19 protein-coding genes and 1 pseudogene are annotated in these 24304 nt (G+C 71.2%); 4 read left to right on the forward strand and 16 right to left on the reverse strand.

The annotated features are described in order from the left end of the window. The 3 genes and pseudogenes from QZL85_RS07670 to QZL85_RS07680 form a co-directional block, all read right to left on the reverse strand. Positions 1 to 506: pseudogene (locus QZL85_RS07670) on the reverse strand (cytochrome b/b6 domain-containing protein); the annotation flags it as partial. Between the two features lie 221 nt (positions 507 to 727). Continuing rightward, positions 728 to 1720 (reverse strand): electron transfer flavoprotein subunit alpha/FixB family protein, encoded by a 993-nt coding sequence (locus QZL85_RS07675; protein ID WP_295575689.1) that lies wholly within the window; start codon positions 1718 to 1720, stop codon positions 728 to 730. Positions 1721 to 1731: 11 nt separating this feature from the next. After that, a complete protein-coding gene (locus QZL85_RS07680; RefSeq protein ID WP_295575691.1) occupies positions 1732 to 2508 on the reverse strand; it encodes an electron transfer flavoprotein subunit beta/FixA family protein in 777 nt (258 codons plus the stop codon). Positions 2509 to 2612: 104 nt separating this feature from the next. Between QZL85_RS07680 and QZL85_RS07685 the strand changes: the two genes are divergently transcribed. Continuing rightward, positions 2613 to 3125 carry a MarR family winged helix-turn-helix transcriptional regulator gene (locus QZL85_RS07685; RefSeq protein WP_295575694.1) on the forward strand — a complete coding sequence of 171 codons (513 nt, stop codon included), beginning with the start codon at positions 2613 to 2615 and terminating at the stop codon, positions 3123 to 3125. A gap of 6 nt (positions 3126 to 3131) precedes the next feature. Here the strand turns inward: QZL85_RS07685 and QZL85_RS07690 are convergent, their stop codons facing one another. From QZL85_RS07690 to QZL85_RS07730, 9 genes are all read right to left on the reverse strand, one after another. Further along, positions 3132 to 3908: an enoyl-CoA hydratase gene (locus QZL85_RS07690; RefSeq protein ID WP_295575695.1), complete on the reverse strand. Its 777-nt coding sequence runs from the start codon at positions 3906 to 3908 to the stop codon at positions 3132 to 3134. 4 nt (positions 3909 to 3912) lie between these two features. Then, positions 3913 to 5067 carry an acyl-CoA dehydrogenase family protein gene (locus QZL85_RS07695; protein WP_295575697.1) on the reverse strand — a complete coding sequence of 385 codons (1155 nt, stop codon included), beginning with the start codon at positions 5065 to 5067 and terminating at the stop codon, positions 3913 to 3915. A gap of 197 nt (positions 5068 to 5264) precedes the next feature. Beyond that, the gene (locus QZL85_RS07700; protein ID WP_295575699.1) at positions 5265 to 7112 is read right to left on the reverse strand and encodes a hypothetical protein; all 1848 of its coding nucleotides are present in this window, start codon (positions 7110 to 7112) and stop codon (positions 5265 to 5267) included. Between the two features lie 140 nt (positions 7113 to 7252). After that, positions 7253 to 13339 (reverse strand): pullulanase-type alpha-1,6-glucosidase, encoded by a 6087-nt coding sequence (gene pulA, locus QZL85_RS07705; protein WP_295575702.1) that lies wholly within the window; start codon positions 13337 to 13339, stop codon positions 7253 to 7255. Between the two features lie 124 nt (positions 13340 to 13463). After that, positions 13464 to 14636, reverse strand: coding sequence for a thiolase family protein (locus tag QZL85_RS07710; protein ID WP_295575704.1), 1173 nt, complete (start codon positions 14634 to 14636; stop codon positions 13464 to 13466). A gap of 188 nt (positions 14637 to 14824) precedes the next feature. Then, positions 14825 to 16015: a bifunctional 2-methylcitrate synthase/citrate synthase gene (locus tag QZL85_RS07715; RefSeq protein WP_295575707.1), complete on the reverse strand. Its 1191-nt coding sequence runs from the start codon at positions 16013 to 16015 to the stop codon at positions 14825 to 14827. A 2-nt stretch (positions 16016 to 16017) separates the two neighbouring features. Further along, positions 16018 to 16920, reverse strand: a complete 903-nt coding sequence (prpB, locus tag QZL85_RS07720) for a methylisocitrate lyase (RefSeq protein WP_295575709.1) — start codon at positions 16918 to 16920, stop codon at positions 16018 to 16020. Beyond that, complete coding sequence (locus tag QZL85_RS07725; RefSeq protein ID WP_295575711.1) at positions 16920 to 18446, reverse strand: MmgE/PrpD family protein; 1527 nt, start codon at positions 18444 to 18446, stop codon at positions 16920 to 16922. The genes prpB and QZL85_RS07725 overlap by 1 nt, the downstream gene beginning before the upstream one ends. Continuing rightward, on the reverse strand, positions 18443 to 19072 hold the full coding sequence (locus tag QZL85_RS07730) for a GntR family transcriptional regulator (RefSeq protein WP_295576358.1): 630 nt from the start codon (positions 19070 to 19072) through the stop codon (positions 18443 to 18445). Before QZL85_RS07730 ends, QZL85_RS07725 begins: the two co-directional genes overlap by 4 nt. Positions 19073 to 19235: 163 nt before the next feature. Between QZL85_RS07730 and QZL85_RS07735 the strand changes: the two genes are divergently transcribed. Then, positions 19236 to 19772: a ribonuclease H gene (locus QZL85_RS07735; RefSeq protein WP_295575713.1), complete on the forward strand. Its 537-nt coding sequence runs from the start codon at positions 19236 to 19238 to the stop codon at positions 19770 to 19772. A gap of 1 nt (position 19773) precedes the next feature. Here the strand turns inward: QZL85_RS07735 and QZL85_RS07740 are convergent, their stop codons facing one another. The 4 genes from QZL85_RS07740 to rlmN all read right to left on the reverse strand — a co-directional run bounded on the left by QZL85_RS07740 (position 19774) and on the right by rlmN (position 23118). After that, a complete protein-coding gene (locus tag QZL85_RS07740; protein ID WP_295575714.1) occupies positions 19774 to 20133 on the reverse strand; it encodes a VOC family protein in 360 nt (119 codons plus the stop codon). Positions 20134 to 20189: 56 nt separating this feature from the next. Further along, positions 20190 to 20666, reverse strand: a complete 477-nt coding sequence (locus QZL85_RS07745) for an NUDIX domain-containing protein (RefSeq protein ID WP_295575716.1) — start codon at positions 20664 to 20666, stop codon at positions 20190 to 20192. Between the two features lies 1 nt (position 20667). Further along, on the reverse strand, positions 20668 to 21681 hold the full coding sequence (locus QZL85_RS07750; RefSeq protein ID WP_295575719.1) for an aldo/keto reductase family protein: 1014 nt from the start codon (positions 21679 to 21681) through the stop codon (positions 20668 to 20670). A gap of 180 nt (positions 21682 to 21861) precedes the next feature. After that, positions 21862 to 23118, reverse strand: coding sequence for a 23S rRNA (adenine(2503)-C(2))-methyltransferase RlmN (gene rlmN / locus QZL85_RS07755; RefSeq protein WP_295575721.1), 1257 nt, complete (start codon positions 23116 to 23118; stop codon positions 21862 to 21864). Between the two features lie 59 nt (positions 23119 to 23177). On the opposite strand from rlmN, the gene QZL85_RS07760 reads away from it, so the two are divergent. Further along, positions 23178 to 23636, forward strand: a complete 459-nt coding sequence (locus QZL85_RS07760; protein WP_295575724.1) for a GNAT family N-acetyltransferase — start codon at positions 23178 to 23180, stop codon at positions 23634 to 23636. Positions 23637 to 23650: 14 nt separating this feature from the next. Further along, positions 23651 to 24292, forward strand: coding sequence for a LysE family translocator (locus tag QZL85_RS07765; RefSeq protein WP_295575727.1), 642 nt, complete (start codon positions 23651 to 23653; stop codon positions 24290 to 24292). Positions 24293 to 24304 lie beyond the last annotated feature (12 nt).

The following is a 24304-nucleotide window of genomic DNA, read 5'->3' on the forward strand; positions in this document are numbered from 1 at the left end:
ACGGTGCCGGCGGGAGGCCATGGCTCGCCGCCGGGCGTGCGGGGCAGGCCTCGGCGCAGCTCGGCGCCGGCGTCGGCGGCCGGAGCTGCGGCGACGGTCGCCGGCGCCGTCCCCGCGGTGGGCGGGGTCGCGGCCGACGGCGTGAGGCCAGTGGGCGCGGCGGCAGGTGAGTCCGGCGCGGCGGCCGTATCCGAGTCCGCTGCGGAGGTCGAGGACGCCTCGAGAGACGTGGCTGCGGGAAGTGGGCCAGCATCGGGCACGGCACCGGGCACGGCAACGGCGGCGGCGGACAGCGTGGATGCGGGCGGCCACGGCTCGCCGCCGGGCACGCGCGGCAGACCCCGACGCAGCGTCCGCGCGGCGGGCGCCGCCGCGGCGGCATCCGCTTCATCCGCGGCGACGTGCGGGTCCGCAGCCGTCGCACCGGCACTGTGACGCGACGCAACGCCCACCGCCGTCGCGGCACCGACGTCACCCGCGGCACTGTGCGGGTCCCCCGCACTCACACCCGCACTGTGACGCGACTCAACGTCTGCGGGCGCCGCACCGGCGGCATCCACGTCACCCGCGGCGACGTGCGGGTCCGCAGCCGCCGCACCCGCACTTCGGCGCGACTCAACCTCGGAATCGCCCGGGCCTCCCGGCGCGTCACCGGCCGGCGGCCACGCGTCGCCGCCGGGGCGGCGGGGCAGGCCGCGGCGCAGCGTCCGCGCGTACGTCGCCATGACTACTGGGCCTTCTTCGCCTCGAGCGCCGCGATCAGCTGCGGCACGACGGTGAACACGTCGCCGACGACGCCGAAGTCGGCGATGTCGAAGATCGGGGCATCGCCGTCCTTGTTGATCGCGACGATGGTCTTCGCCGTCTGCATGCCGGCCTTGTGCTGGATCGCGCCGGAGATGCCGAGCGCGACGTACAGCTGCGGCGACACCGAGACGCCGGTCTGTCCCACCTGGTAGGAGTACGGGACGTACCCCGCGTCGACGGCGGCGCGCGATGCGCCGACAGCCGCGCCGAGGGCGTCGGCGAGCTGCTCCACGAGCGCGAACTTCTCCGCGGAGCCGAGGCCGCGTCCACCCGAGACGACCTTGCCGGCGCCGCGCAGCTCGGGACGCGACGAGGCGGCGACCGCCGCCTCGAACGACTCGATCACGGCGGCGGGGGCGCCGGACGCCTCGACCTCCAGCGGCGTGACGACGGGTGCGGCGACGGCTGCGGCACGCGCCTCCACGGCGCCCTGGCGGACCGTGATGACAGCGGCGCCGAAGGTCGGCGCGCTCGTGACGTTGTACGCCCCGCCGTAGACGGAGTGCTGAGCGACCACGCCTTCCTCGTCGCGGGCGACGCCGACGGCATCCACCGACAGCGCCGACGACGTGCGGGCGGCGAAACGGCCGGCGACGTCCCGGCCTTCGATCGAATTCGACACGAGGACGGCGTCGGGCCGGACCGCCGCGGCCGCGGCGGCGAGCGCGTCGACGAGCGGGACGGTCAGCGCCGTGTCGGCACCGCCGAGTGCGGCGGTGAGCACGTGCGCGGCGCCGAGGGCGCCCGCGGCGGCCGCGAGCTCCGCGTGCCGCTCCTCACCGGCGACGACGAGCGCGACGGGCGTGCCGACGCCGGAGGCCGCACCGAGTAGGGCAGCCGACGACTTGGCGAGCTCGCCCGCGGGGGTGATGTCCAGGAGGACGAGGATCGCATCTGCAGCGAAGTCGGTCATGTCGCTCTCCCTCACACCAGACGGTTCTCGATGAGGAACGCGGCGACCTTCTCGCCCGCGTCGCCCTCGTCCACGATCTTCACGCCCGCGCCGCGCGGGGGCTTCTCGGTGATGACCGTCACGATGGTCTGCGGCACGGATGCCGGGTCGACCTCGACGCCGAGATCGACGAGGGACACGGTCTCCAGCGGCTTCTTCTTGGCCGCCATGATGCCCTTGAAGTTCGGGAACCGGGCATCGGGCAGGGCTTCGGTGATCGAGATCACGGCCGGCAGTGGCGTCGTCACCTGCGCGGTCCCGGCGTCGGAGGCGCGCGTGCCGGACACCGAGGTCTCCGAGATCTCGACGGCGGAGAGCGCGGTCGCGTGCGGCACGCGAAGGTGCTCGGCGATCATCGCGGGGATGACGCCGGCGGTGCCGTCGGTGGACAGGTTGCCCGTGATGACGAGGTCGAAGCCGGTCCGCTGCACTGCGGCGGCGAGCACACGGGCGGTGATGCCCAGGTCGGCGCCGGCGAGCGCCTCGTCCACGACGTGCACGGCCGACGCCGCGCCCATCGCGAGGCTCTTCCGGATCGTCGCGGTCGACGCCTCCGGTGCCATCGAGAGGACGACGACCTCCGTGCCCGCGTTCTTGTCCGCGTAGGACAGCGCCACTTCGAGGGCCCGCTCGCCGATCTCGTCGAGCACGCGGTCCGACGCCTCGCGGTCGGCGAGCCCCGTCTCGAGATTCAGCTTGCGGTCTCCGTAGGTGTCCGGGACCTCTTTGACCAGGACGACGATCCTCATCGGCTCCTCCTCATTCCTCTGCCGAGTCTATTGAGCGCGCCGAGCCCACCCCAATCGACCGGCGGGAACCGACTACCGTTGTCCCCGATCGCAGGAGGTGATCTGTGGCTCGCGTGAAACCGGTCGCCCTCGACCCCATCGCCGAAGCGCGCCGCCAGTGGACCGCGCACGGCTGGACCGACGCGGCGGCGGGCATGACGGTCGTGACGAGCATCATGCGCGCGCACCAGCTCATGCTCGCGCGCGTGGACGAGACGCTCAAGCCGCTCGGTCTGACCTTCGCGCGATACGAGCTGCTGACCCTGCTGAGCTTCGCGCGGGAGGGGCGGATGCCGCTCTCCTCCGCGGCGCGTCGCCTCCAGGTGCACCCCACGAGCGTGACGAACACGGTCGACCGGCTCGAGACGGCCGGTCTCGTGCGGCGCGAACCGCACCCCTCGGACGGGCGCGGCACACTCGTCGCGCTCACCGAGGAGGGCGGCCGGCTCGCGGCGCACGCGACCGCGGCGCTGAACACCACGGTCTTCGAACGCCCGGGTCTCGACACCGACGACGCCGAGACGCTCATCGCCCTCATCGCGCGACTGCGTACGGCATCCGGCGACACCGCAGGCTGACCCCGCTCACCGGTGCGTGAAGTCGGGTGACCGCTTCTCGCGGAAGGCGGCCATCCCCTCCTTCTGGTCGGCGGTGTCGAACAGCGACGCGAAGACGTGGCGCTCGAACCGGAGACCCTCGGCGAGCGGCGTCTCCATCGCGGCATCCAGCGCCGCTTTCGCGGCATACACCGACGGGAGCGACTTCGACGCGATGAGCTCGGCCGTCCGGTGCGCCTCCTCGAGGAGATCGGATGCCGGCACGACGCGCGAGACGAGGCCCGCGCGCTCGGCCTCGTCGGCCTTCATGAGACGCCCCGTGAGCACGAGCTCGGCGGCCTTGTAGTACCCGACTGCACGGATGAGCCGCTGCGTCCCGCCCATCCCGGGGATCACCGCGAGGTTGATCTCGGGCTGGCCGAACTGCGCCGTGTCGGCGGCGAGGATGATGTCGCACATCATGGCGAGCTCGCACCCGCCGCCCAGGGCGTAGCCCGAAACGGCGGCGATGACGGGCGTCCGCACCGCGGCGAAGCGGCCCCACGCGCCGAAGTGGTCGCCCATCACCATCTCGAGCCCGGTCTTGTCGGCCATCTCCTTGATGTCGGCACCGGCCGCGAACGCGCGCTCGCTGCCGGTCACGACGATCGCGCCGATGCCCTCGTCGGCGTCGAACGCCTCCGCGGCGGCGACGATGTCGCGCATCACCTGGGAGTTCAGGGCGTTCAGGGCCTCGGGGCGGTTGAGGGTGATCCAGCCGACGCGTCCTCGCGTCTCGACCAGGATCGTGTCGAAGTCGGTCATGTCCTCATGCTTGCAGAAGGTGACGGCCGATGATTACGCGCATGATCTCGTTCGTCCCCTCCAGGATCTGGTGGACGCGGAGGTCGCGGACGACCTTCTCGATGCCGTACTCCTGCAGGTAGCCGTACCCCCCGTGCAGCTGGAGCGCCTCGTTGGCGATGCGGAAACCCGCATCGGTGGCGAACCGCTTCGCCATGGCGCACCGCATGGCGGCGTCGTCCGCGCCCTCGTCGACGGCGCGCGCCGCGTCGCGGACGAGCGCGCGCGCCGCGTGCAGCTCGGTGGCCATGTCGGCGAGGGTGAAGACGACGGACTGCTTCTCCGCGAGCGGCTCACCGAAGGTGAAGCGCTCCTGCACGTACTGCACGGCGCGGTCGAGGGCCCACTGCGCGCCGCCGAGCGAGCAGGCGGCGATGTTGATGCGGCCGCCGTTGAGGCCGCTCATCGCGAGCTTGAACCCATTGCCGATCCCGCCGAGAACGGCGGATGCCGGAACGCGCACCTCGTCGAGGATGACCTGGCGGGTGGGCTGCGCGTTCCAGCCCATCTTCTTCTCGTTCGGCCCGAACGACAGCCCTGCGGCATCTCCCGGCACGAGGAACGCCGTGATGCCGCGGGCACCGGGCTCGCCGGTCCGCGCCATGACGACGTAGACGGCGGCCTCGCCGCCCCCGGAGATGAACTGCTTGACCCCCGTGAGGACGAACTCCTCGCCGTCCGCGATCGCGCTCGTCGCGATGGCGGCGGCATCCGATCCCGCCCCCGGCTCGGTGAGGCAGTAGGCGCCGAGGTGGGTCATCGCGACGAGGCTGGGAAGCCACGCCGTGCGCTGCGCCTCGGTGCCGTACGCGTCGATCATCCACGCCACCATGTTGTGGATGGAGATGTAGGCGGCGATCGTCGGGTCGCCGACGGCGAGCTCCTCGAGGATCGCGGCGGCGTCCTCGCGGGCGAGGGCCGTGCCGCCGACATCCTCGCGCACGTAGATCCCGCCGAGTCCCAGCTCCCCGGCCGACTCGAGCACGTCCCGTGGGAAGTGCTTCTGCTGATCCCACTCCAGGGCATGCGGAGCGAGCGCGGACTGCGCGAACGCGCGTACGGCGTCCAGGATGGCGGCGCGTTCGTCGGCGCCGAGCGCGGAAGGAAGGGTCATGCTCATGGATCACGTCCTCGTGAGACAGGGTGACATCGTCGTCGGTGCCAGGTTGGGCACACTGCTCATTTTACATGGATGTCCTAGCATCTGGAACGGGAGCTGCGCGGGCGGAGGCAGGCTCCCGAGAGACATCGCGCCGCAGCACCACGTGAGGTGCTGCGGCGCGAGGGAGCGCACGCGGCCCGCGAGGCCGCCGGCGGCTATCGCTGCGTCGACAACGCGGGCGCCTCGAGCCGGAACAGCACCGTCTTGCCGTCGTCGATGAGGACCGTCGGCGCAACCGTCGTCGACGTCCGCGCGACCCTGAGGCCGTGCGTCGAGGTGTAGGTGCGCGTGCGATCGAAGACGTCCGATCGCGCGTTGTCGTCGAGTGCGGCGATGAAGGCCGAGAAGGTCTTCGGCTCCTCCGCTTCCTCCCCGAACCCGTCCCCGAAGCCGGGCACCGCCAGCGCGATCGTCATGGTCTTCTTCACGCCCTTGGGGATGCTGACGGTGAACGGGCTGTACTCGGTGACCCGCGCGGCGCCCGGGATCGGGCTGAGCACGGCGCGGAAGGAGTAGGTCGCCCCGCGCGTGACCTTCGTGACGCTGCCCTGCGTGAGCGTCGTCCACGTGCCCTTCTTGAGCATCTGGACGCCGGCGAGACGCGCGGCGCGGTAGTCCTCGGCGAAGCGGGCCGCGACCGCGACCGACACGATCTTGACGTCTTCGAAGGGGTTGGCCTGCAGCTGTGCGATGTCGTCGGCCACACCGGCGCCGACGTAGGCGGCGATCTCGTTCGGGTCGGCATAGCGGTCGATGTTCTTCAGCGTGGCGACGGCTCCGCTGGCTCGCTGGTACACGATCGACCAGCTCACCTTCGCCGAGGCCTCCTGCCCGTTGTCGAGCATGCGCGCGACCTCGTTGCCGACCTGCGTGTAGGCGGCGGCGGCGATCAGCTGCTTCTCGGACACGTGGCTGACCGCTGTGCTGCGGTGGCTCCCGACGAGGCTCGTCGTCGTGATGGGGACGGTGGCGGTCCCCGCGCCGAGCAGGCCGCGGACACCGGCCAGCCTGTCGTCGACGAGCTTCCCCTTGACCTTGCCGATCGCGCTCACCAGCTTGTACGAGCCGGTGAGGTCGGGGACGATCCGCGCGGCGGAGGCGCCGTGGATGTTGGCCGACAGCTTGGAGTTCCAGTTGCCCGGGTGGCCGTAGGCGAAGACCTCGTCGCCGCAGATCGCGGTGACGGTGCCGACGCTCGCCTCACCGACCGCCCCGTACGCGTAGGAGACGGCGATGTTGCCGCCCACGACGATCGGGTAGTCCGCGCCGTCGTTCGCACCGCCGTCGATGGCCCGGCCGCTCGCGGCGACGCCGCGGAATCCCTCCACCTTCTTCGCGAGCGAGGCGTTGTACTCGTCGAGAGATCGGGCCGTCGTGCCGGTGGTGACGCGCACCGGCTCCAGGCGGCGGATCGTGCCCGTCTCGGCGACGGCCTCCTCGCCGGCCATCCGCGCGGCCCGGTTCGTCGCGGCGGGACTGAGCTTCTGGATCCCGGGGAGCTGGCCGATCGCCTTCATGTACGCAGCGGGCGTGACGCCGGCGACGTTGTCGGCGAGGAAGCTGAAGCCGTACGACACGGCACCGATGAGGGCGCCGTCGGCGTCATAGACGGGGGAGCCGGAAGCACCGGACCACACACCTGCCGCGAGCGAGCCCGGGGCTCCGTTGACGATGTCGCCGTCGAGCTTCACCAGCAGAAGATCGCGCGGGTTGCCGGAGGCGTCGTAGCCCAGGCCGTTCTCCAGCTTCCCCACGTACTCGCCGGTGAAGGAGGTGGGCGTCGTGCCCTTGACGGTCGACAGCCACGTGACCGAGTCGCCGTCCTGCAGGTCGGCGATCGGTGAGATCGCGAGCTCCTGCCCGGGGATGTCGCAGAACAGGTCCGGATCGGCGGCCACGGCGTGCGCCGGCGCCGCCGTGAGCGAACCGACGAGTCCGGCCAGCAGTGCGGCGGTGACGGCGACGCTCGCAGCGCCCGGCCTCCGCGGGGATCGGTTGGTCATGGGGTCCCTTCCTCGATCGCAGCGCGTCCGGCGGGGGCGGAGTGGGCAACCGACTCTGGAATACGCAGATTCCTGAATACCACGAGAATCCTCGACGGTGCGTACCCCGGGTCGGGGGTCTCGCGTCGGCCGCAGCCGAATCAGTACACGAGCAGCGGCGCGGGGGCGATCATGCGTGAATCGCGGTAGTCCGCCCCGCCGGCGAACGACGCCCGCAGCAGGTGCGCCCCGCGCCCGAGGCCGGACAGTGCCACTGAGAACCGGCCCTTCGCGGACGCCGCGAGCGCGACGGTCGCGACGACCTTCGACCCGTCGGTCACCGTCACGGTTCCGACCGGCGCGCTGCCGTCGGCGGCGCGCACCTTCCCGACGACCGTGACGGTGCTGCCGTGCTTCGCGATGAGCCGGTCCGGGCCGGCCGTGATGCTCGTCGTGATCGCCGCCGGGTCGACGAGGACCGCGACCGTGCGGGCCGGGACCGTCACCGTGCCCGTGCCGGCGTTCCACGTGGTGGTCTTCACGATCGGGTCCGCCCCGCGCGCCTGCGCGGAGGTGAGGGCGAAGTGACGGCCGGCGAGACCTGCGACGGTCTGCGACGTGGGCTCGGGGGACGCGTTGAACACGACGAGCGCGCCGTCGAGGTCGCGGTCGGCGTCGGGTCCGACGAGATCGTCGATCTGCATGACGATCACGCCCGGTGTCTGCTCGCTGCCGCTCCCCGGGAAGGTCACCTTCTGCTCGATGAGCGCCGCCGAGCCGAGCCGCAGCAGGTCGACGTCGGAGCGCACTCGGAGAAGATCCAGCGCGGCGGCCTCCGCCGCCGCCATGGCGGCGGCATCCGGCTTCAGCGCGGGGTTCTCCAGTAGAGGGCGCAGGACCGGCCACTTCTGCTCGTTGTCCGCGGCGCGCGGCAGACCAGAGCCGAAGGTGGACTCCTGCCCGGTCCAGTCGATCCGGTTGAACCAGTCGCCGGAGTTGTAGCTGTTGCGGTCGAGCGACTTCGAGCGCAGCAGCTCGGTGCCGGCGTGCCAGAACGACGGCGTCTGCGACAGCGTCACCGTCGCGAGCGACAGGGTGTTCATGCGGACGCGATCGGCCATCGTCGTGTCGGTCGGGAGCTTGAGGACCGACAGGTCGAAGAGCGTCTCGTTGTCGTGCGCGTCGACGTAGTTGATGACTTCGTCCGGCTCGTCGGCGTACCCGGCCTGCTGCCCGTTGTAGTCCAGCTCGGATCCGAGCTTCACGGCACCGGTGTGATCGGTGAGCTGGTAGTCCCGGAGGTTTCCGGCGAGCCCGAGCTTCACGAGGTCCATCTGGTGGCCGAGGTCGGCGAGCGCCTGCTCCGGGGTTCCGTTGATCGGGTTGCCGTTGGGATCGGTGCCGAGGCCGGTGCCGAAGCCCTGCCGGAAGGTGGAGCCGGAGTCGACCGGGCTGCCGCCGTGCACGGCGTCACGGAGCCGGTCGTTGAAGGTGCCGATGCCGGTGCCGCCGAGCTGACCCTGTGTGGCCTGCTCGAAGAGGGCGTTGTCGGCGACCTCGCCGAAGTTCCAGCCCTCCCCGTAGAGGTAGATCTTCGAGCCGTCGACGCCGTCGCGTGCGAGGGTGAGCTCGTCGAGCGCCGCCCGCACCGCGAGCACGTTGGCCTTGGAGTGGTGGCCCATGAGGTCGAAGCGGAAGCCGTCGACCTTGTAGTCCCGCGCCCACGTGACGACGGAGTCGACCATGAGCTTCTCGGCCAGCTCGTGCTCGGTGGCGACGTTCTGGCAGCAGGTCGAGGTCTGCACCGCGCCGGCAGCGGTCAGCCGGTGGTAGTAGCCGGGCACGACGCGGTCGAGGACCGACTTCTCCCCCTGGCCGGACTGCGCGGTGTGGTTGAACACCTCGTCGAGGACGACCTGCAGTCCCATGCCGTGGAGGGCGCCGACCATGGAGCGGAACTCGCCGACACGCGCGCCACCGTCGGGATCGACGGCGTAGGAGCCCTCCGGAACGGAGAAGTGGAACGGGTCGTAGCCCCAGTTGAAGCCGTCCGCATCGGCGACGGCCTGGACGCACGCCTGCTGCTCGGTGGATGCCGGTCCGAACGACGCGAGGTCGCAGTCGGGGGTCTGCTGCGCGGCGCGGTCCTCCTCGATCGTGGCGATGTCGAACGAGGGCAGGAGGTGCACCGTGTTCATGCCGGCGTCGGCGAGCTGCTTCAGCTGTGCGGTGCCCGCGCTCTTCCGCGTGAACGCGAGGTACGTGCCGCGCTCCCGCGCGGGCACGGTCTCGTCCGTGATGGAGAAGTCGCGGATGTGCAGCTCGTAGATCGACCGGTCGACGGGGTCGTCGATGGCGGGGCCCGTGGCCTTGCGCCACTGCTTCGGCTTCCAGGTCTTGTCGTCCAGATCGATCGCGACGGAGCGCGTCGAGTTCTCGGTGAGCGCGACCGAGTACGGGTCGGTGACGGCGTTCTCCTCGATCGCGTCGGTCGACGGGGCGTAGACGACGACCTCCCATTGGTACTCGTCGCCCTTGAGCGCACGCGTGCCCGCGACACTCCAGGTGCCGGCTGCGGCGTCGAACGTGGCGGCGTGGCGCGCGGGAGTGCCGGCGGCACCGGCATCCCAGGTCAGCAGCGTCGCGGACTGCGCGGTCGGCGCCCACAGCCGGAACGTCGGCTTCGCTCCGCGGAACGTGACGCCGAGGGCGTCGTCGGCCGCGGCGTCCGCGTAGAGGTCGTCGAGGACGCCGGGGATCTGCACGCCGGTGAGCGCGATGAGAGCCCCCGTGCCGTCGCGGCGGGCCACCCGCAGCTGCCCGCGGAGCAGGTCGGCGACGGCGGCGCGGTCGAGCCCGTCGACGCGCAGCGCCGTGTAGTCCGCGAGCGCCGGGAACCGCGCGGCCTGCTCATCGGTGAGTCCGCCCACGATGCCCGTCAGGGTGACGGGATCCGATCCCCCGGTGACCTCGCCGTCGACGACGTCGAGCGTGCCGTCCGCGGACGCGTACAGCTGCCACCGGCCGCCGGCGAAGGCACCGCCGAGTGTCGTCGGCCATGCGATGGTGTCGGCGTCGATCCAGTGCGCGCGCGATTCGCCCGTGCCGGCGAGCGGAGCATCGGCGGCCGCGATCGTGAGCAGGTGGGTCTCGGAGTCGTAGGTGAAGACGGTGAAGACGCCTTCCGTGGCGGTGAAGGAGATGTCGGCGCCGCCGGGCGCGCCGTCCGCGCCGTAGTTCTCGTCCCAGTTCAGGCCGTGCGTGATCTTGAGCTGATAGGTGCCGGTCGGGATCTTGTTCGTGGAGAACTCGTACACGCCGTCGCGGTCCCCGTCGAGCATGAGGGTGCGGAGGCAGTCGGGCGACCAGTCCGCCGCGCAGCCCAGCTCGCTCTGGTGCGTGCCGGGCAGTGTCACGACCGGTCCCTCGGAGGAGGACTGCACGATCTTCGTGCGCGCGTCGAAGTAGAACGTGATGGGTCCGCCGGGGTGCGCCAGCGGGATGTTGGGGCCGTTCAGGGCGCCGTTCGCGCCGTAGTTCTCGTCCCAGCTCTTCTCCGTCGCGGCCTTGTACTCGTACGAACCGGCCGGCAGGTCGACGGCGAGCCGCCAGATGCCGTCCTGCAGCGTCATCTGCGCCTGGTCGCAACCCGGCATCCAGTCCTCTGCGCAGCCCATCTCGGAGTTGAGGCTGCCCGGGATGCTGACCGTGCCGTACGGGGTCGGGTCGCTGGGCTGCTGGGGCCCCTGCTCGACCGCGAGTGTGACCTTGTTGCCCACGGACGCGTAGGTGGATGCCGCCGAGCGCCGGCCGGCCGCATCGGTGGAGACGGCGCGGTACTCGAGGAGCGTGCCGGCGGCGAGTCCGTCGACGTCGTGGAAGACCCGCGGAGCCGTGTCCTCCGCGGTGCCGAGGGCCCGCCAGTCGTCGGATCCGACGACGCGCCACGCGAAGCTCGTCTCCCGCCAGAACTGGTCGGCCGTGGCCGCCACCGGCGTCGAGCCGGTGACGCCGGCGCCGGGCGCGGGCACCGTGACGGTGAGGGGGGCCGCGGAGTCCGGCGCGGTGACCGCGCGGTCGGCCCGCAGCACGACGGACGAGAAGGCGGGAACCGTGACCGTCAGGGCGGCGGACGCGTCGGAGGACACCGGGGCCGCGTCGCCGTACACGGGCGTGTAGGTCGCGCCGGCCGTCAGGCTCCGCAGTGCGGCGCCCGCGGCATCCGCCGTGTTGTTGACCGCCACGAGGTACTCGACGCGTTCGTCGCGGTCGACGCGGGAGAACGCGTAGATCCCCGGACCGTCGGTCGCATAGCGCTCGATCTGCGCCCCGTCGACGAGCGCGGGGTGCTCGGCGCGCAGCTGGGAGAGCTCGGCGACGTGCGAGTACAGCGGCGCCCCGGTGTCGTAGCGGTCGACCGAGCCGGCCGTCTCCCCCGTGATGAGGGTCTGGTTCTGGTACTCCGGCACGTCGCTGGCGAACAGCGTCTGCCGCGCGCTCTTGTCGTTGCCCGGGTCGGCGCCGGTGAAACCCTGCTCGTCGCCGTAGTACACGACGGGCTGGCCGCGGCTGAGGAAGAGGAGGTCGTGGGCCAGGCGATCGCGCTGTTCGGCGTGGTCGCTGCCCTTGAGGAAGTAGCCGACGCGGCCCATGTCGTGGTTTCCGAGGAAGGTCGGCAGGGCGGTCGCCGACGAGTCCGGGGTCGTGTAGCGGTCATCGCCCGCGAACATCGTCTGCAGCGTCTTGGTCGCCGACCCGCCCTTGGCGTACCCGACCGCGGAGGACTGGAAGGTGAAGTCGAGGACCGAGTTCATGTCGGTCCGCCGCACGTACGGGGCCAGGAGGGCGGGGTCCGCGTCGTAGACCTCGCCGAACATGAAGAAGTCCTCCTTGCCCTGCGCGGCCGCGTAGGCGCGGACGTCTTCGCTCCACTGCTCCCAGAACTCGAAGTTGACGTGCTTCGCGGTGTCGATGCGGAAGCCGTCGATGCCGAGGTCGATCCAGTCCTGGTACACGTCGACGAAGCCCGACACGACGTCGGGGTGCTCCGTCATGAGGTCGTCGAGTCCGGAGAAGTCGCCGTAGGTCGTGGACTCGCCGGAGTAGGTCGAGTCGCCGCGGTTGTGGTACAGCGTCACGTCGTTCAGCCACGCCGGGACCTTCACGTCCGTCTCCGCATCCGCCACCACGGGGGTGTACGGGAAGGAGGTCGCAGGATCCAGGTCGGGGAACTCGCCGGTGCCGGCGAAGTCGGCGGGGTCGAAGACCGCGCCGTCCGCGTCGCGATAGGGCTCGGTCTCCTGGTCGATGTAGCCGTACGTCCCCTCCTCGTAGGAGATGACGTCTGCGGTGTGGTTGGTGATGATGTCGAAGTACACGTCGATGCCTTCGGCGTGCGCCTCGTCGATGAAGGCCTCGAGGTCGGCGTTCGTGCCGAGGTGCGGATCGATCTGCGTGAAGTCGGTGATCCAGTACCCGTGGTACCCGGCACTCGCGTTGGCGCCCTCCCCCTGGACGGGCTTGTTCTTGAAGCTCGGCGTGAGCCAGATCGCCGTCGTCCCGAGCCCCGCGATGTAGTCGAGCTGCGAGCGGAGACCGGCGATGTCGCCGCCGTTGTAGAAGCCCGTGGATGTCGGATCGAACCCGGTGGCGAGCCGGTCACCGGTGAGCCCGCCGGTGTCGTTGGAGGTGTCGCCGTTGGCGAACCGGTCGGTCATGACGAAGTAGAACTGCTTGCCGGCGCCGGCCTGGCGCACCGGCGCGGCGACGAGCGCGTCGTCGGCGGCCGTGTAGCCCCCGGTCAGGGCGACGACCTCGAGGCCCACGCGGTGCTGCACGTCGTCGAAGACGAAGCGGAGCGTCGCGGGGCCGGCGATCGTCAGCGGGATGTCGTCGGAGCCGCCGTTCAGGCCGTATGCCTCGTCCCACGCGTCGTCGACGGCGACCTTGTAGTGCCAGGTCCCGGCCGGGACGTCGAACTCGGATGCGTAGAGGCCGGGGGTGGCCGTGGGCTCCAGTTCGCTCTGCGCGCAGTCCGGCTGCCAGTCACCGGGGCAGCCGAGCTCGCTCTGCAGGTCGCCGACGACGGCGAACGTGCGGTCGGTCGCGACGGCGGGGGTCACGCTCGCGACAGCCGGGGTGACGCTCGCGACGGCCCCGCTCAGGACGAGCGCGAGCCCGGCGAGGGCGGCGATCAGGCGCCGTCCGCGAGGCTCCAGGGGGGTGGACGCGGCATTGGTCGTGGACACAGGAGGCTCCCGAGCTAGAGCCAGGCACGTCGATGTACCCGGTACGAGGCCGACGCTACCAACTCCGCGTTTGCAAGCGCTTTCATCGTGAGAGGACTCTCATGAAGCGTCCGCGAGGAACGGCTCAGAGGCGCTCGATGAGCGTCGCATTGGCCATGCCGCCGCCCTCGCACATGGTCTGCAGACCGTAGCGGCCGCCGGTCGCTTCGAGGTACGCGAGCATCGTCCCGAGGAGCCGGGTGCCGGAGGAGCCGAGCGCGTGCCCGAGGGCGATGGCCCCACCCCACGGGTTGAGTTTCGCGGCATCCGCGCCCAGCTCCGCGGCCCAGGCGAGGGGGACGGACGCGAACGCCTCGTTGACCTCGTAGACGTCGAGGTCGTCGATCGTGAGGCCGCTCCGCTCCAGGATCCGCCGCGTGGCGGGGATCGGGCCGGTGAGCATGAGGAGGGGGTCGTCGCCGGTCACGGCGAACGCGTGGAACCGGGCGCGAGGCGTGAGTCCGAGCTCGCGCGCCTTCTCCTCACTCATGATGAGCACCGCGGAGGCGCCGTCGGTCAGCGGCGAGGAGTTGCCCGGCGTGATCCTCCATTCGACCTCGGGGAGGCGCGCGGCGAGCGCGTCGGTGCGGAACGAGGGCGCGAGCGCGCCCAGCCCCGCCATCGTGGTGCCGGCGCGGACGGTCTCGTCCACCTCGATGCCGTCGATCCGCAGCAGCTGCCCGTCGAACCTGCCCTCCGCTGCGGCCTCGGCGGCACGGCTGTGCGACTCCACGGCGTAGGCGTCGAGGTCCTGTCGCGTGAAGCCCCAGCGCTGGGCGATCAGCTCGGCGGAGACGCCCTGATTGACGAGACCCTCGGGGTACCGCGCGCGCAGGCCGGGCGAGAGCGGCGAGCCGGCGACGGACGCGGAGACGCCCAGCGGCACACGGCTCATCGACTCGACGCCGCCGGCGATCACGATGTCGTACTGCCCGGCCATGACGCCCTGCGCTGCGAAGTGCGCAGCCTGCTGGCTCGAGCCGCACTGCCGGTCGATCGTCGCCGCCGGGACCGTCTCTGCGAATCCGGCCGCGAGCACCGCCTGGCGGGCGATGTTGCCGCTCTGCTCGCCGACCTGGCTGACGCAGCCCCACAGCACGTCATCGACGTCGGCGGGGCCGAGGCCGTTGCGCTCGCGCACGGCGCGCAGGGTCGCGGCGGCGAGGTCGACGGGGTGGATGCCGCTGAGCACCCCGCCGGGCTTGCCCCGGCCGGACGGAGTGCGGATGGCGTCGACGATGACGGCGGTGCGGGTCATGGCATCCATTGTGCGCGCCCGCGGGCACCCTCACCCCTCCCGACCCGGCGAACCTTGATCGGCTCGCCGAACCCCTCCGAGTTCCGCGCCGATCCGTCATGGGCTCGGCGAACCCCTATCGGCTCGCCGGACGGTCGCGGCCCAAGGGGGGACGGAGCGACGGCGCGACGGCGCGCGGGCGTCGCGGGTCAGCCGGCGGCCTCCTCCGGGCGCCGGGTGATCGCGATCGCCTCCGTGTCGGCGCGGTAGCCGTCGACGTGGCGCTCGTCCGGGCCGTCGTAGGCCGACAGGGGGCGGATGAGCGCGTTCGAGGCCTGTTGCTCGAGGATGTGCGCGGTCCAGCCGGTGATCCGGGCCGCGACGAACAGCGGCGTGAACGTCAGGGTGTCGAAGCCCATGAGGTTGTACGCCGGGCCGGACGGGTAGTCCAGATTCGGGTAGATGCCCTTGCGCCCCACGAACTCGGACTCGAGCGTGGAGTACAGGTCGAGCACGTCGGGACGGTCGTAGAAGTCGACGAGGCTGTCCAGCGCCGCCTTCATCGTCGGTACGCGGGAGTCGCCGCGCTTGTAGACGCGGTGCCCGAAGCCCATGATCTTCCGCTTGGCGGCGAGCGCCTCGTCGAGCCAGGGCACGACGTTGTCGGCCGAGCCGATCTCGTCGAAGATGTGCAGCACCGCCTCGTTCGCGCCGCCGTGGAGCGGGCCCTTGAGTGCGCCGATGGCGCCGACGACCGCCGAGTACAGGTCGCTGAGGGTGGACGTGATGACACGGGCGGTGAAGGTCGACGCGTTGAAGGAGTGCTCGGCGTACAGGATCATCGACCGCTTGAACGCGTCGACGACGACCGGGTCGGGCTCCTCGCCGAAGGTCATCCAGAGGAAGTTCGACGAGTAGTCGAGCTCCTCGCGCGGCGCAATCGGCTCGAGGTGGTGCCGGCGGCGCTGCCCGTACGCGACGATCGAAGGAAGTGCGGCGAACAGGTGCAGACTGCGCGCCCTGTTCTCGTCGACGGTGCCGACGGCATCGAGGACCGAGCCCTTGCCGGCCAGGTCGATGGCCCCGATGGCGCTGACGGCGGTGCGCAGCTCGTCCATCGGGTGGCAGTCCAGCGGCAGCTGGTCGATGGCGGTCTTCACCTCGGGGGCGAGCGCTCGGTACTGCCGGCCCTCCGCGCGCTGGGCGGCCAGCTGCTCGTCGGTGGGCAGCTCGCCGTGCCACAGCAGATAGGCGACGGCGTCGAAGGGCTGCGTCGCGGCGAGCTCCTGCACGGGGTACCCGCGGTAGAGCAGCGAGTTCGTGTCGGGGTTGACCTTGCTGATCGCGGTGACGTCGGCGACGACTCCGGCCAGGCCCTTCCTGATGTCGGTGTCGGCCATGCTCACTCCTTCGTGATCTGGAAGTTGAAGACGGATGTGTCGAAGTGGTTGTACGCCTCGTAGTCGATGAGGTCGTACAGGTCGGCGCGGTGCTGCATCTCTCCCAGGCGCCCCGTGAGGTGCCCTTCGTCCGTCAGCGTATCGAGCGCGCGCCCTGCGGCGCCCATCGCGATGCGCAGGAGCGACACCGGCCAGATGACGATCCCCACGCCGGCGCCGCGGAGCTGGTCGACGGAGAACAGCTCGCTCTTGCCGAATTCGGTCATGTTGGCGAGGATCGGCACGCTCACCGCGGATGCCATCGCCTCGAACTCGTCGAGGGTGCGCATGGCCTCGGGGAAGATCGCATCCGCCCCCGCCTCGACGAGCGCCTGCGCGCGGTCGATCGCCGCGTCCAGGCCCTCGACGGCGCGGATGTCGGTGCGCGCCATGATGAGGAAGTTCGGATCGCGGCGCGCGTCGACGGCGGCGCGGATGCGTTTGACCGCCGTGTCGGCGTCGACGACGGCCTTGCCGTCGAGATGCCCGCAGCGCTTGGGGTTGACCTGGTCCTCGATGTGGGCGCCCGCGATGCCGGCGTCCTCGAGGGTCTGGATCGTCCGGGCGACGTTCATGGGCTCGCCGAAGCCGGTGTCGGCGTCGATGATCGCCGGCAGTTCCGTCATCCGCGCGATCTGCTGGCCGCGGCCCGCGACCTCGGTGAGGGTCGTGAGCCCGATGTCGGGCAGGCCGAGATCTGCGGCGAGGACCGCTCCGGAGATGTAGACCCCGTCGAAGCCCTTCCGCTCGATGAGCCGCGCCGAGAGCGGGTTGAAGGCGCCCGGGAAGCGGAGCAGCTCCCCGGCGGCGAGCCGCTCGCGCAGGATGCGGCGTTTCTCGGCCGCAGGCGTCGTGGCGTACAGCATCAGAAGAGACCCCTCGGCGCCGGAGCGGATTCCAGGACCCCGGGCTTCGCGACGATGTTCAGCGCGCGGACCTCGTCGGCCGTCAGCGCCGGCAGACGCTCGGCGAGGGCGAGGAACCGCTCGATCTCCGCGGGCTCGAGGACGGGCTCGGCGAGGAGCCGGAACTTGCGGACATAGTCCGCGCGGGCGAACGGGCGCGCGCCGAGCGGGTGCGCGTCGGCGACCGCGATCTCGTCGGTCACGGTCTCGCCGTTCGTGAGGCGGATCTCGACGCGACCGCCGAAGGCCTTCTCGTTCGGGTCGTCGGAGTGGTAGCGGCGCGTCCACTCGGCATCCTCGGCCGTCGTGATCTTGTGCCAGAGCGCCACCGTGTCGGCGCGTCCCGCACGCTCGGGGGTGTACGAGTCGACGTGGTGCCAGCCGCCGTCCTGCAGCGCGACGGCGAAGATGTACGGGATCGAGTGGTCGAGCGTTTCGCGCGACGCGGTCGGGTCGTACTTCTGCGGGTCGTTCGCGCCGGAGCCGATGACGTAGTGGGTGTGGTGGCTCGTGTGCAGCACGATGCGCTCGATGTTCGCCGGGTCGGCGAGCTCGGGCCGCTCCCCGTGGAGCTTGCGGGCCAGATCGATCCACGCCTGCGCCTGGTACTCCGCGGAGTGCTCCTTCGTGTACGAGTCGAGGATGCCGCGCTTCGCCTCGCCCGCGGCCGGCAGCGGCACGTCGTACGAGGCGTCCGTGCCGTCGAGCATCCAGGCGATGACGCCGTCCTCGCCCTCGTAGATGGGGCTGGGGCTGGTCTCGCCGCGCATGGCGCGGTCGACGGCCTCGACGGCCATCTTCCCGGCGAACGCGGGGGCGTGCGCCTTCCACGTGGAGATCTCGCCCTTGCGCGACTGACGCGTCGCGGTCGTCGTGTGCAGGCCCTGGCCGACGGCCTGATAGATCGTGTCGACGTCGAGGCCGAGGAGGGTCCCGATGCCCGCGGCGGCGGACGGGCCGAGGTGCGCGACGTGGTCGATCTTGTGCTTGTGCAGGCAGATGGCCCGCACGAGGTCGATCTGGATCTCGTAACCCGTCGCGAGGCCTCGGACGAGGGCTGCGCCGTCGGCGCCGACGTGCTGGGCGACCGCGAGGATCGGGGGGATGTTGTCGCCGGGATGCGAGTACTCGGCAGCGAGGAACGTGTCGTGGTAGTCGAGTTCGCGGACCGCGACGCCGTTCGCCCAGGCCGCCCACTCCGGGCTCGTGTGCGTCGCGTTGTCGACACCGAAGACCGTCGCGCCGGCGCCGCCGCGGGAGACGGGGTGATCGAGCGCCTGCGCGCGGGCGGCACTGACCGGGGCCCGCGTGAGCGAGGCGGCGGCGACGGATGCGTTGTCGATCACGCGGTTGATGATCATGTCGACGACGTCGGCGTCGACGGCGACGGGGTCGGCGGCGACCTCGGCGATCTTGTACGCGAGCTGCGCGGTGCGCGGGAGGTCTTCGTCGCTGCGGTGGACGCGGACGTGGTGGGTGACGGTCATGGGGTGGCCTCCAGGGAGTCGAGGATGCTGACGAGGGCGTTGTGCAGGTGGACGTGGGTGGCGTGCGCCGCGAGGTCGGCATCGCGGGCCGCGATCGCGGACGCGATCAGCCGGTGCTCGCCGACGGATGCCGCGAGCCGCGCGGGGTTGTCGCGGGCGAGGCGGCGGACGCGGACGAGGTGCGTGCGGACGTTGCGCAGGGCGCCGGTGAGGTAGTCGTTCGCGACGGCGCCGTCGAGAGCTTGGTCGAACCGGGCGATGAGCGCGTAGTAGGCGTCGGACTGGGCGGCGGGCTCGATGTGCGCGAACTCGTCGGCGAGAGCCGCGAAGGTGTCGGCGTCGCCGCGGACGGCGGCCAGGCGCGCCGCGGACTCCTCGAGCGCGCGGCGCACTTCGAAGAGCTCGCGGATGTCGCCGGCGTCGATGTCGGTGACGACCGTGACGCGCGGGGACGCCTGCGCGACGAGGCCGTCCGCCGCGAGGCGGCCGAGGGCTTCGCGCAGCGGCGTGCGGCTGACGCCGAGGCGGGCCGCCTGCTCGACCTCGCCGAGGACGCTGCCGGGCCGGAGTGCACCGGACTGGATCTCCTCGAGGAGAGCCCGGTACGCGCGATCACTCGCGCGCATCGACGCATCCGACTGCCCGATCACCGTGGCCATGATCCTCAGTGTATACACAAGAACCTTGCAGCGCACTCTGTAGCCGCGATTCCTGTCTCTGGGTATACATCGGCCGCAAGTGAGACCCTCACAGGCCGATGGGCCGCGCCGCATCGACTACCGTCGAAGGGTGACCGACGACCCCCAGCCGTACATCGTTGCCACCGACGGCGCGTGCAAAGGCAACCCGGGGCCGACGGGCTGGGCGTGGGTCGGCGAAGACGGGCACTGGGCAGCGGGCGCCCTCCCCCAGGGCACCAACAACGTCGGCGAGCTGCTCGGTCTGCTGCGGGCGATCGAGGACCATTCGGACGTCCCGCACCTCATCGTGCAGGCCGACTCCAAGTACGCCATCGACTCCTATGAGAAGTGGATGGACGGTCATCGTCGCCGGGGGTGGAAGACCTCGACCGGGGCGCCGACGAAGAACCGCGACCTTCTGGAGCAGCTGATCGTCGCACGCGACGCGCGCCGCGCGGCCGGGCTCCCCGACGTCGTCCTCGAGCACGTCCGCGGACACCGCGGGCACGTGCTCAACGAGTGGGCGGACGAGCGCGCCGTCCGCGGCGCCGAGCACGGCGCTCAGGGCAAGACGAGCGCGTGGTCGTCCCTCGGCGGGCTGCACGACAAGCTCGACGTCTCGGCCGCGCCCGCGAAGAAGCGCTGACTCAGCCCATCGCCCCTTCGAAGAGCCCGAGCTGGTTGCCATCCGGGTCGACGATGATGGCCCACCAGCTCGTCTCGGTGATGTTCGACTTCGGCAGCAGCACGCTGCCGCCTGCCGCGGTGGCCTTCGCGACCGTCTCGTCGATCGAATCGACCTCGACGACGGACCGCGGCTGCGTGAAGCCCTCGGTGCGCTCGGTGAGCGCGCCGCCGCTGACGCCGTTGGGGGCCTGCCACATCGGATAGCCCTCGAATTCGGGCGCCTCCGTGATCTTCCAGCCGAACAGATCCCCGTAGAACGCGGTCGCCCGCGCGTAATCCGTGACCGGGATCTCGGTGTGCGTGATGTCCCCGTGCGCCATGACGGCTCCTCTCCTCGCCGCCAGTCTCGACCTGCGGATCGAGGCGCGCAAGAGCGTCAGCGGGCGGCGGAGATCAGCTCGCCGAGCCGGTCGAGAGCGGGTCGCTGGCCCTTGACCAGCCGCTCCCGCGCGCGCTCCACCGGCATCCACTCGGCCCGATCGACTTCGGGGAAGGACTGCATCCGGCCCGACCTCGGCGGCCACTCCAGCGCGAACTCGCCGTACACGAAATCCGTGGTCGTGAAGTCCGCGCCGTCGGCGACGAAGACCGTCACGCGCTTCCCGGACGAGTACGCGAAGGTGCCGAGCTCGGCGTAGTCGACGTCCGGCGGCTGCACCCCCAGCTCCTCGCGGAACTCACGCCGCGCGGCGTCCAGCGCCGACTCGTCGCCGCCGAACTCGCCCTTCGGGATCGACCAGGCGCCCTCGTCCCTCCCCGCCCAGAAGGGCCCGCCCATGTGCGCGACCAGCACCGACACCCCGCCCGCCTCGTCGAGGCGGTAGAGCAGGATGCCGGCGCTCGTCGTCGGCATGTCAGGCCGGGCGGCCCTTCGGGGAGACCTTGTACGTCTCCTCGACGTCGGTCACCGCGACAGGCGCGAGGGCCTCGTCGATGGCCGCCTTCGTCGCGTCGTCGAGGACGACGCCGGACGCCTTGACGGAGTCCTCGAGCTGCTCGGGGCGCGAGGCTCCGACCAGCGCCGCCGCCACGTTCGGGTTCTGCAGCACCCAGGCGATCGCGAGCTGCGGCATCGTGAGGCCGGCCTCCTCGGCGATGGGCGTGAGCTTCTGCACGGCGGTGAGGACCTCGTCCTTCATGAAGCGCTGGATGAACTGCGCGCCGCTCTTGTCGTCCGTCGCCCGCGAGCCCTCGGGCACGGGCTGCCCGGGCAGGTACTTGCCCGAGAGCACGCCCTGCGCCATCGGCGACCACACGATCTGCGAGATCCCGAGCGCCTCGGAGGCGGGCACGACCTTGCCCTCGATGACGCGCCACAGGGCGGAGTACTGCGGCTGGTTCGACACCAGCTGGAACTTCAGCTCCTTCGCGAGAGCGGCGCCTTCGCGGAGCTGCTCAGCGGTCCACTCGCTCACGCCGATGTACAGCGCCTTGCCCTGCCGGACGACGTCGGCGAAGGCCTGCATCGTCTCCTCGAGCGGCGTCTCGTAGTCGTACCGGTGCGCCTGGTACAGGTCGACGTAGTCGACGCCGAGGCGCGAGAGCGAGCCGTGGATGCCGTCGAAGATGTGCTTGCGGGAAAGGCCCTGATCGTTCGGACCCTTGCGGCCGATCGGCCAGTAGACCTTCGTGAAGACCTCGAACTGCGTGCGGTCGAGGCCCTTCAGCGCCTCGCCCAGCACAACCTCGGCCGCCGTGTTCGCGTACGTGTCGGCGGTGTCGAACGACGTGATCCCGAGGTCGAGCGCCTTGTGCACCGTCGCGATCGCCGCGTCGTTGCCGACCTGGGAGGCGTGCGTCACCCAGTTGCCGTAGGTGATCTCCGAGACCTTGAACCCGCTGTTGCCGAGATAGCGATAATTGACCATCCCTCCACGCTAGCGGGGTCCGCCGCGCCCGCGGCCCGCATGTGACGAAGCGTTTTCTCATCCGACCGGCACCGGCGGCCCCCATGCCCGCGTTGCAGACTGTAGGAGCGAGCGTGACGGGTGGGGCGGGCGGCACCACACGCGTCACGCGCGTCGCACCCGATCCTGCATCCTGCCGCGTCAGGCGACGGGAAGGTCGTCCGCGGCGCGCTGGTCGTCCTCGGTGGCGACGAGCTGCCCGCAGGCACCGTCGATCTCCTTGCCGCGCGTGTCGCGGAGGGTCGTCGGGATGCCGGACTCGTTGAGCCGGCGGACGAACTCGTTCTGCACGTCGACGTCGGACGCCGTCCAGATCGAGCCGGGCGTCGGGTTCAGCGGGATCGGGTTGACGTGCACCCAGCCGCGGCCGCGGGCGTTGAGCTTCTCCGCGAGGAGGTCGGCGCGCCACGCGTGGTCGTTCATGTCCTTGATGAGCGCGTACTCGATCGACACGCGGCGGCCCGTCTTGTCGAAGTAGGCGCGGGCGGCGTCGAGCGCCTCGTCGACCTTCCAGCGCGAGTTCACCGGGATGAGCTCGTCGCGCAGGTGGTCGTCCGGCGCGTGCAGCGACAGCGCGAAGGTCACCGGGATGTCCTCCGCCGCGAGCTTGATGATCGCCGGCACGAGGCCCACCGTCGACACCGTGATGCCGCGCGCGCTCATGCCGATGCCGTGCGTCTTGTCGACCATGACACGCACGGCCTGCATGACCCGCGCGTAGTTCGCGAGCGGCTCCCCCATGCCCATGAACACGATGTTCGTGACGCGCTCACCCTCGTGCCCGAGGCCGCGCGGGTCGCCGAGGCCGCCGTCGGCGATGAGGCGGTTCGCGCGGACGATCTGCTCGATGATCTCCGCCGCCGACATGTTGCGGGTGAGTCCGGCCTGGCCGGTCGCGCAGAACGGGCAGTTCATGCCGCAGCCGGCCTGGCTGGACACGCAGAGCGTGATGCGGCCCGGGTAGCGCATGAGGACGGACTCGACGAGCGCGCCGTCGTGCAGCTTCCAGAGGAACTTGATCGTGTCGCCGCGATCGGTCTCCAGTCGCCGGACCTCCGTCAGGAGCGGCGGCAGCATTCCGGCGACGAGATCCTCGCGGCCCGCGGCCGGGAGGTCGGTCATCAGCGCGGGGTCGGACGTGAAGTGCGTGAAGTAGTGCTTCTCGAGCTGCTTCGCACGGAAGCCCGGCATCCCGAGCTCCTTGACCTTCTCGACCCGCTGCTCCGGGGTGAGGTCGGCGAGGTGCACGGGCGGCTTGCCGCGCTTCGGGCTTGCGAACTGGAGGAGCGGGCGCCCCTCCTCGTCCTTCTTCTGCGACCAGCCCTCGGTGGCGGGGCGCACCTGGCGCGGCGGCGCGGTGCGCGGCTTGGTGGCGCGCACGGGTGAGGACTCGGTCATCGTCCCAGGTTAGAGGAGCGACCTGGGCGAGTGCCGCGCGGCGCCGCTACGGTGAGGGCATGGAGATCCGCGACATCCGCCCCGACGACGCCGGCGAGGTCCTGACCGTCCAGCGCGCCGCATTCCTCAGCGAGGCGCAGATCTACAACACGGTCGACATGCCGCCGCTCACCCAGACCCTGGAGGAGCTGCGGGCCGAGCTGAAGGACAACCTCGGCTGCGTCGCCCTCGACGGCACGCGGATCGTCGGTGCCGTCCGCGCGAAGCGCGACGGCGAGCTGCTCCTGATCGGCCGGATCGCGATCGCTCCCGACCAGCAGGGCGGGGGCATCGGCTCACAGCTGCTTGCCGCCGTCGAACAGCGCGGGCGGGAGGCGGGCGCGACCGAGGCGGAACTGTTCACGGGGTCGCTCAGCGAGGCGAACCTGCGGCTGTACGGGCGCGAGGGCTACACCGAGACCGAGCGCGTCCCCGGCGACGGCAGCGACCAGATCTTCCTGCGCAAGCGGCTCGACTGAACCGGCCCCGACGCATGGTCTCCCTCGACACCCTCGCCGCCTTCGCCCTCGCGGCACTCATCCTGATCGTCATCCCCGGTCCGGCCGTGCTCTTCTCGGTCGGCCGGACGCTGGCGCTCGGCCGCCGCGGCGGCCTCCTGAGCGTCGTGGGCGTCACCCTCGCCCTCATCCCGATCGTCGTGCTCGTCGCGTTCGGCGTGGGCGCCGTCATCGCCCAGTCGGTCGTGCTGTTCACGGTCCTTCGCGTCCTGGGGGCGCTCTATCTCATCTACCTCGGCGTCCAGGCGATCCGCCACCGCCGCGACAGTGCTCCCGATGTCGTGGCCGCGCGGCTGCCGCAGTCGCCGGCGACCCAGCTCTGGCAGGGCTTCGTCGTGGGCGTGACCAACCCGAAGACGATCGCGTTCTTCGTGGCCGTCCTGCCGCAGTTCGTGGACATCCACGCGGATGCCGCCGTTCCCGTGCAGATGATCGAGCTGGGACTCGTGTTCGCCGTCATCGCGCTCATCTCGGACAGCATCTGGGTGTTCGCGGCCGCGGCGGCCCGGGCCTGGTTCGCCCGCTCCCCCCGGCGCATCGAGAAGCTCACCGCGACGGGCGGCGGCATGATGGTCGGCCTCGGCGGCCTCCTGCTCGTCACCGGCCCCCAGCACTGACCGCGCGGCACG

Origin of the sequence: uncultured Microbacterium sp. (assembly GCF_900078385.1) — a bacterium.
Taxonomy (GTDB): Bacteria; Actinomycetota; Actinomycetes; order Actinomycetales; family Microbacteriaceae; genus Microbacterium.

Excerpts from the sequence above, each read along its gene's own strand:
- prpB (WP_295575709.1), bottom strand. The coding sequence starts at position 16,920 with ATGCTGTACGCCACGACGCCTGCGGCCGAGAAACGCCGCATCCTGCGC.
- QZL85_RS07680 (WP_295575691.1), bottom strand. The coding sequence starts at position 2,508 with ATGAGGATCGTCGTCCTGGTCAAAGAGGTCCCGGACACCTACGGAGAC.
- QZL85_RS07745 (WP_295575716.1), bottom strand. The coding sequence starts at position 20,666 with ATGCCGACGACGAGCGCCGGCATCCTGCTCTACCGCCTCGACGAGGCG.
- rlmN (WP_295575721.1), bottom strand. The coding sequence starts at position 23,118 with ATGACCGAGTCCTCACCCGTGCGCGCCACCAAGCCGCGCACCGCGCCG.
- QZL85_RS07690 (WP_295575695.1), bottom strand. The coding sequence starts at position 3,908 with ATGACCGACTTCGACACGATCCTGGTCGAGACGCGAGGACGCGTCGGC.
- QZL85_RS07700 (WP_295575699.1), bottom strand. The coding sequence starts at position 7,112 with ATGACCAACCGATCCCCGCGGAGGCCGGGCGCTGCGAGCGTCGCCGTC.
- QZL85_RS07710 (WP_295575704.1), bottom strand. The coding sequence starts at position 14,636 with ATGACCCGCACCGCCGTCATCGTCGACGCCATCCGCACTCCGTCCGGC.
- QZL85_RS07730 (WP_295576358.1), bottom strand. The coding sequence starts at position 19,072 with ATGCGCGCGAGTGATCGCGCGTACCGGGCTCTCCTCGAGGAGATCCAG.
- QZL85_RS07715 (WP_295575707.1), bottom strand. The coding sequence starts at position 16,015 with ATGGCCGACACCGACATCAGGAAGGGCCTGGCCGGAGTCGTCGCCGAC.
- QZL85_RS07675 (WP_295575689.1), bottom strand. The coding sequence starts at position 1,720 with ATGACCGACTTCGCTGCAGATGCGATCCTCGTCCTCCTGGACATCACC.
- QZL85_RS07725 (WP_295575711.1), bottom strand. The coding sequence starts at position 18,446 with ATGACCGTCACCCACCACGTCCGCGTCCACCGCAGCGACGAAGACCTC.
- QZL85_RS07740 (WP_295575714.1), bottom strand. The coding sequence starts at position 20,133 with ATGGCGCACGGGGACATCACGCACACCGAGATCCCGGTCACGGATTAC.
- QZL85_RS07760 (WP_295575724.1), top strand. The coding sequence starts at position 23,178 with ATGGAGATCCGCGACATCCGCCCCGACGACGCCGGCGAGGTCCTGACC.
- QZL85_RS07695 (WP_295575697.1), bottom strand. The coding sequence starts at position 5,067 with ATGAGCATGACCCTTCCTTCCGCGCTCGGCGCCGACGAACGCGCCGCC.
- QZL85_RS07750 (WP_295575719.1), bottom strand. The coding sequence starts at position 21,681 with ATGGTCAATTATCGCTATCTCGGCAACAGCGGGTTCAAGGTCTCGGAG.
- QZL85_RS07765 (WP_295575727.1), top strand. The coding sequence starts at position 23,651 with ATGGTCTCCCTCGACACCCTCGCCGCCTTCGCCCTCGCGGCACTCATC.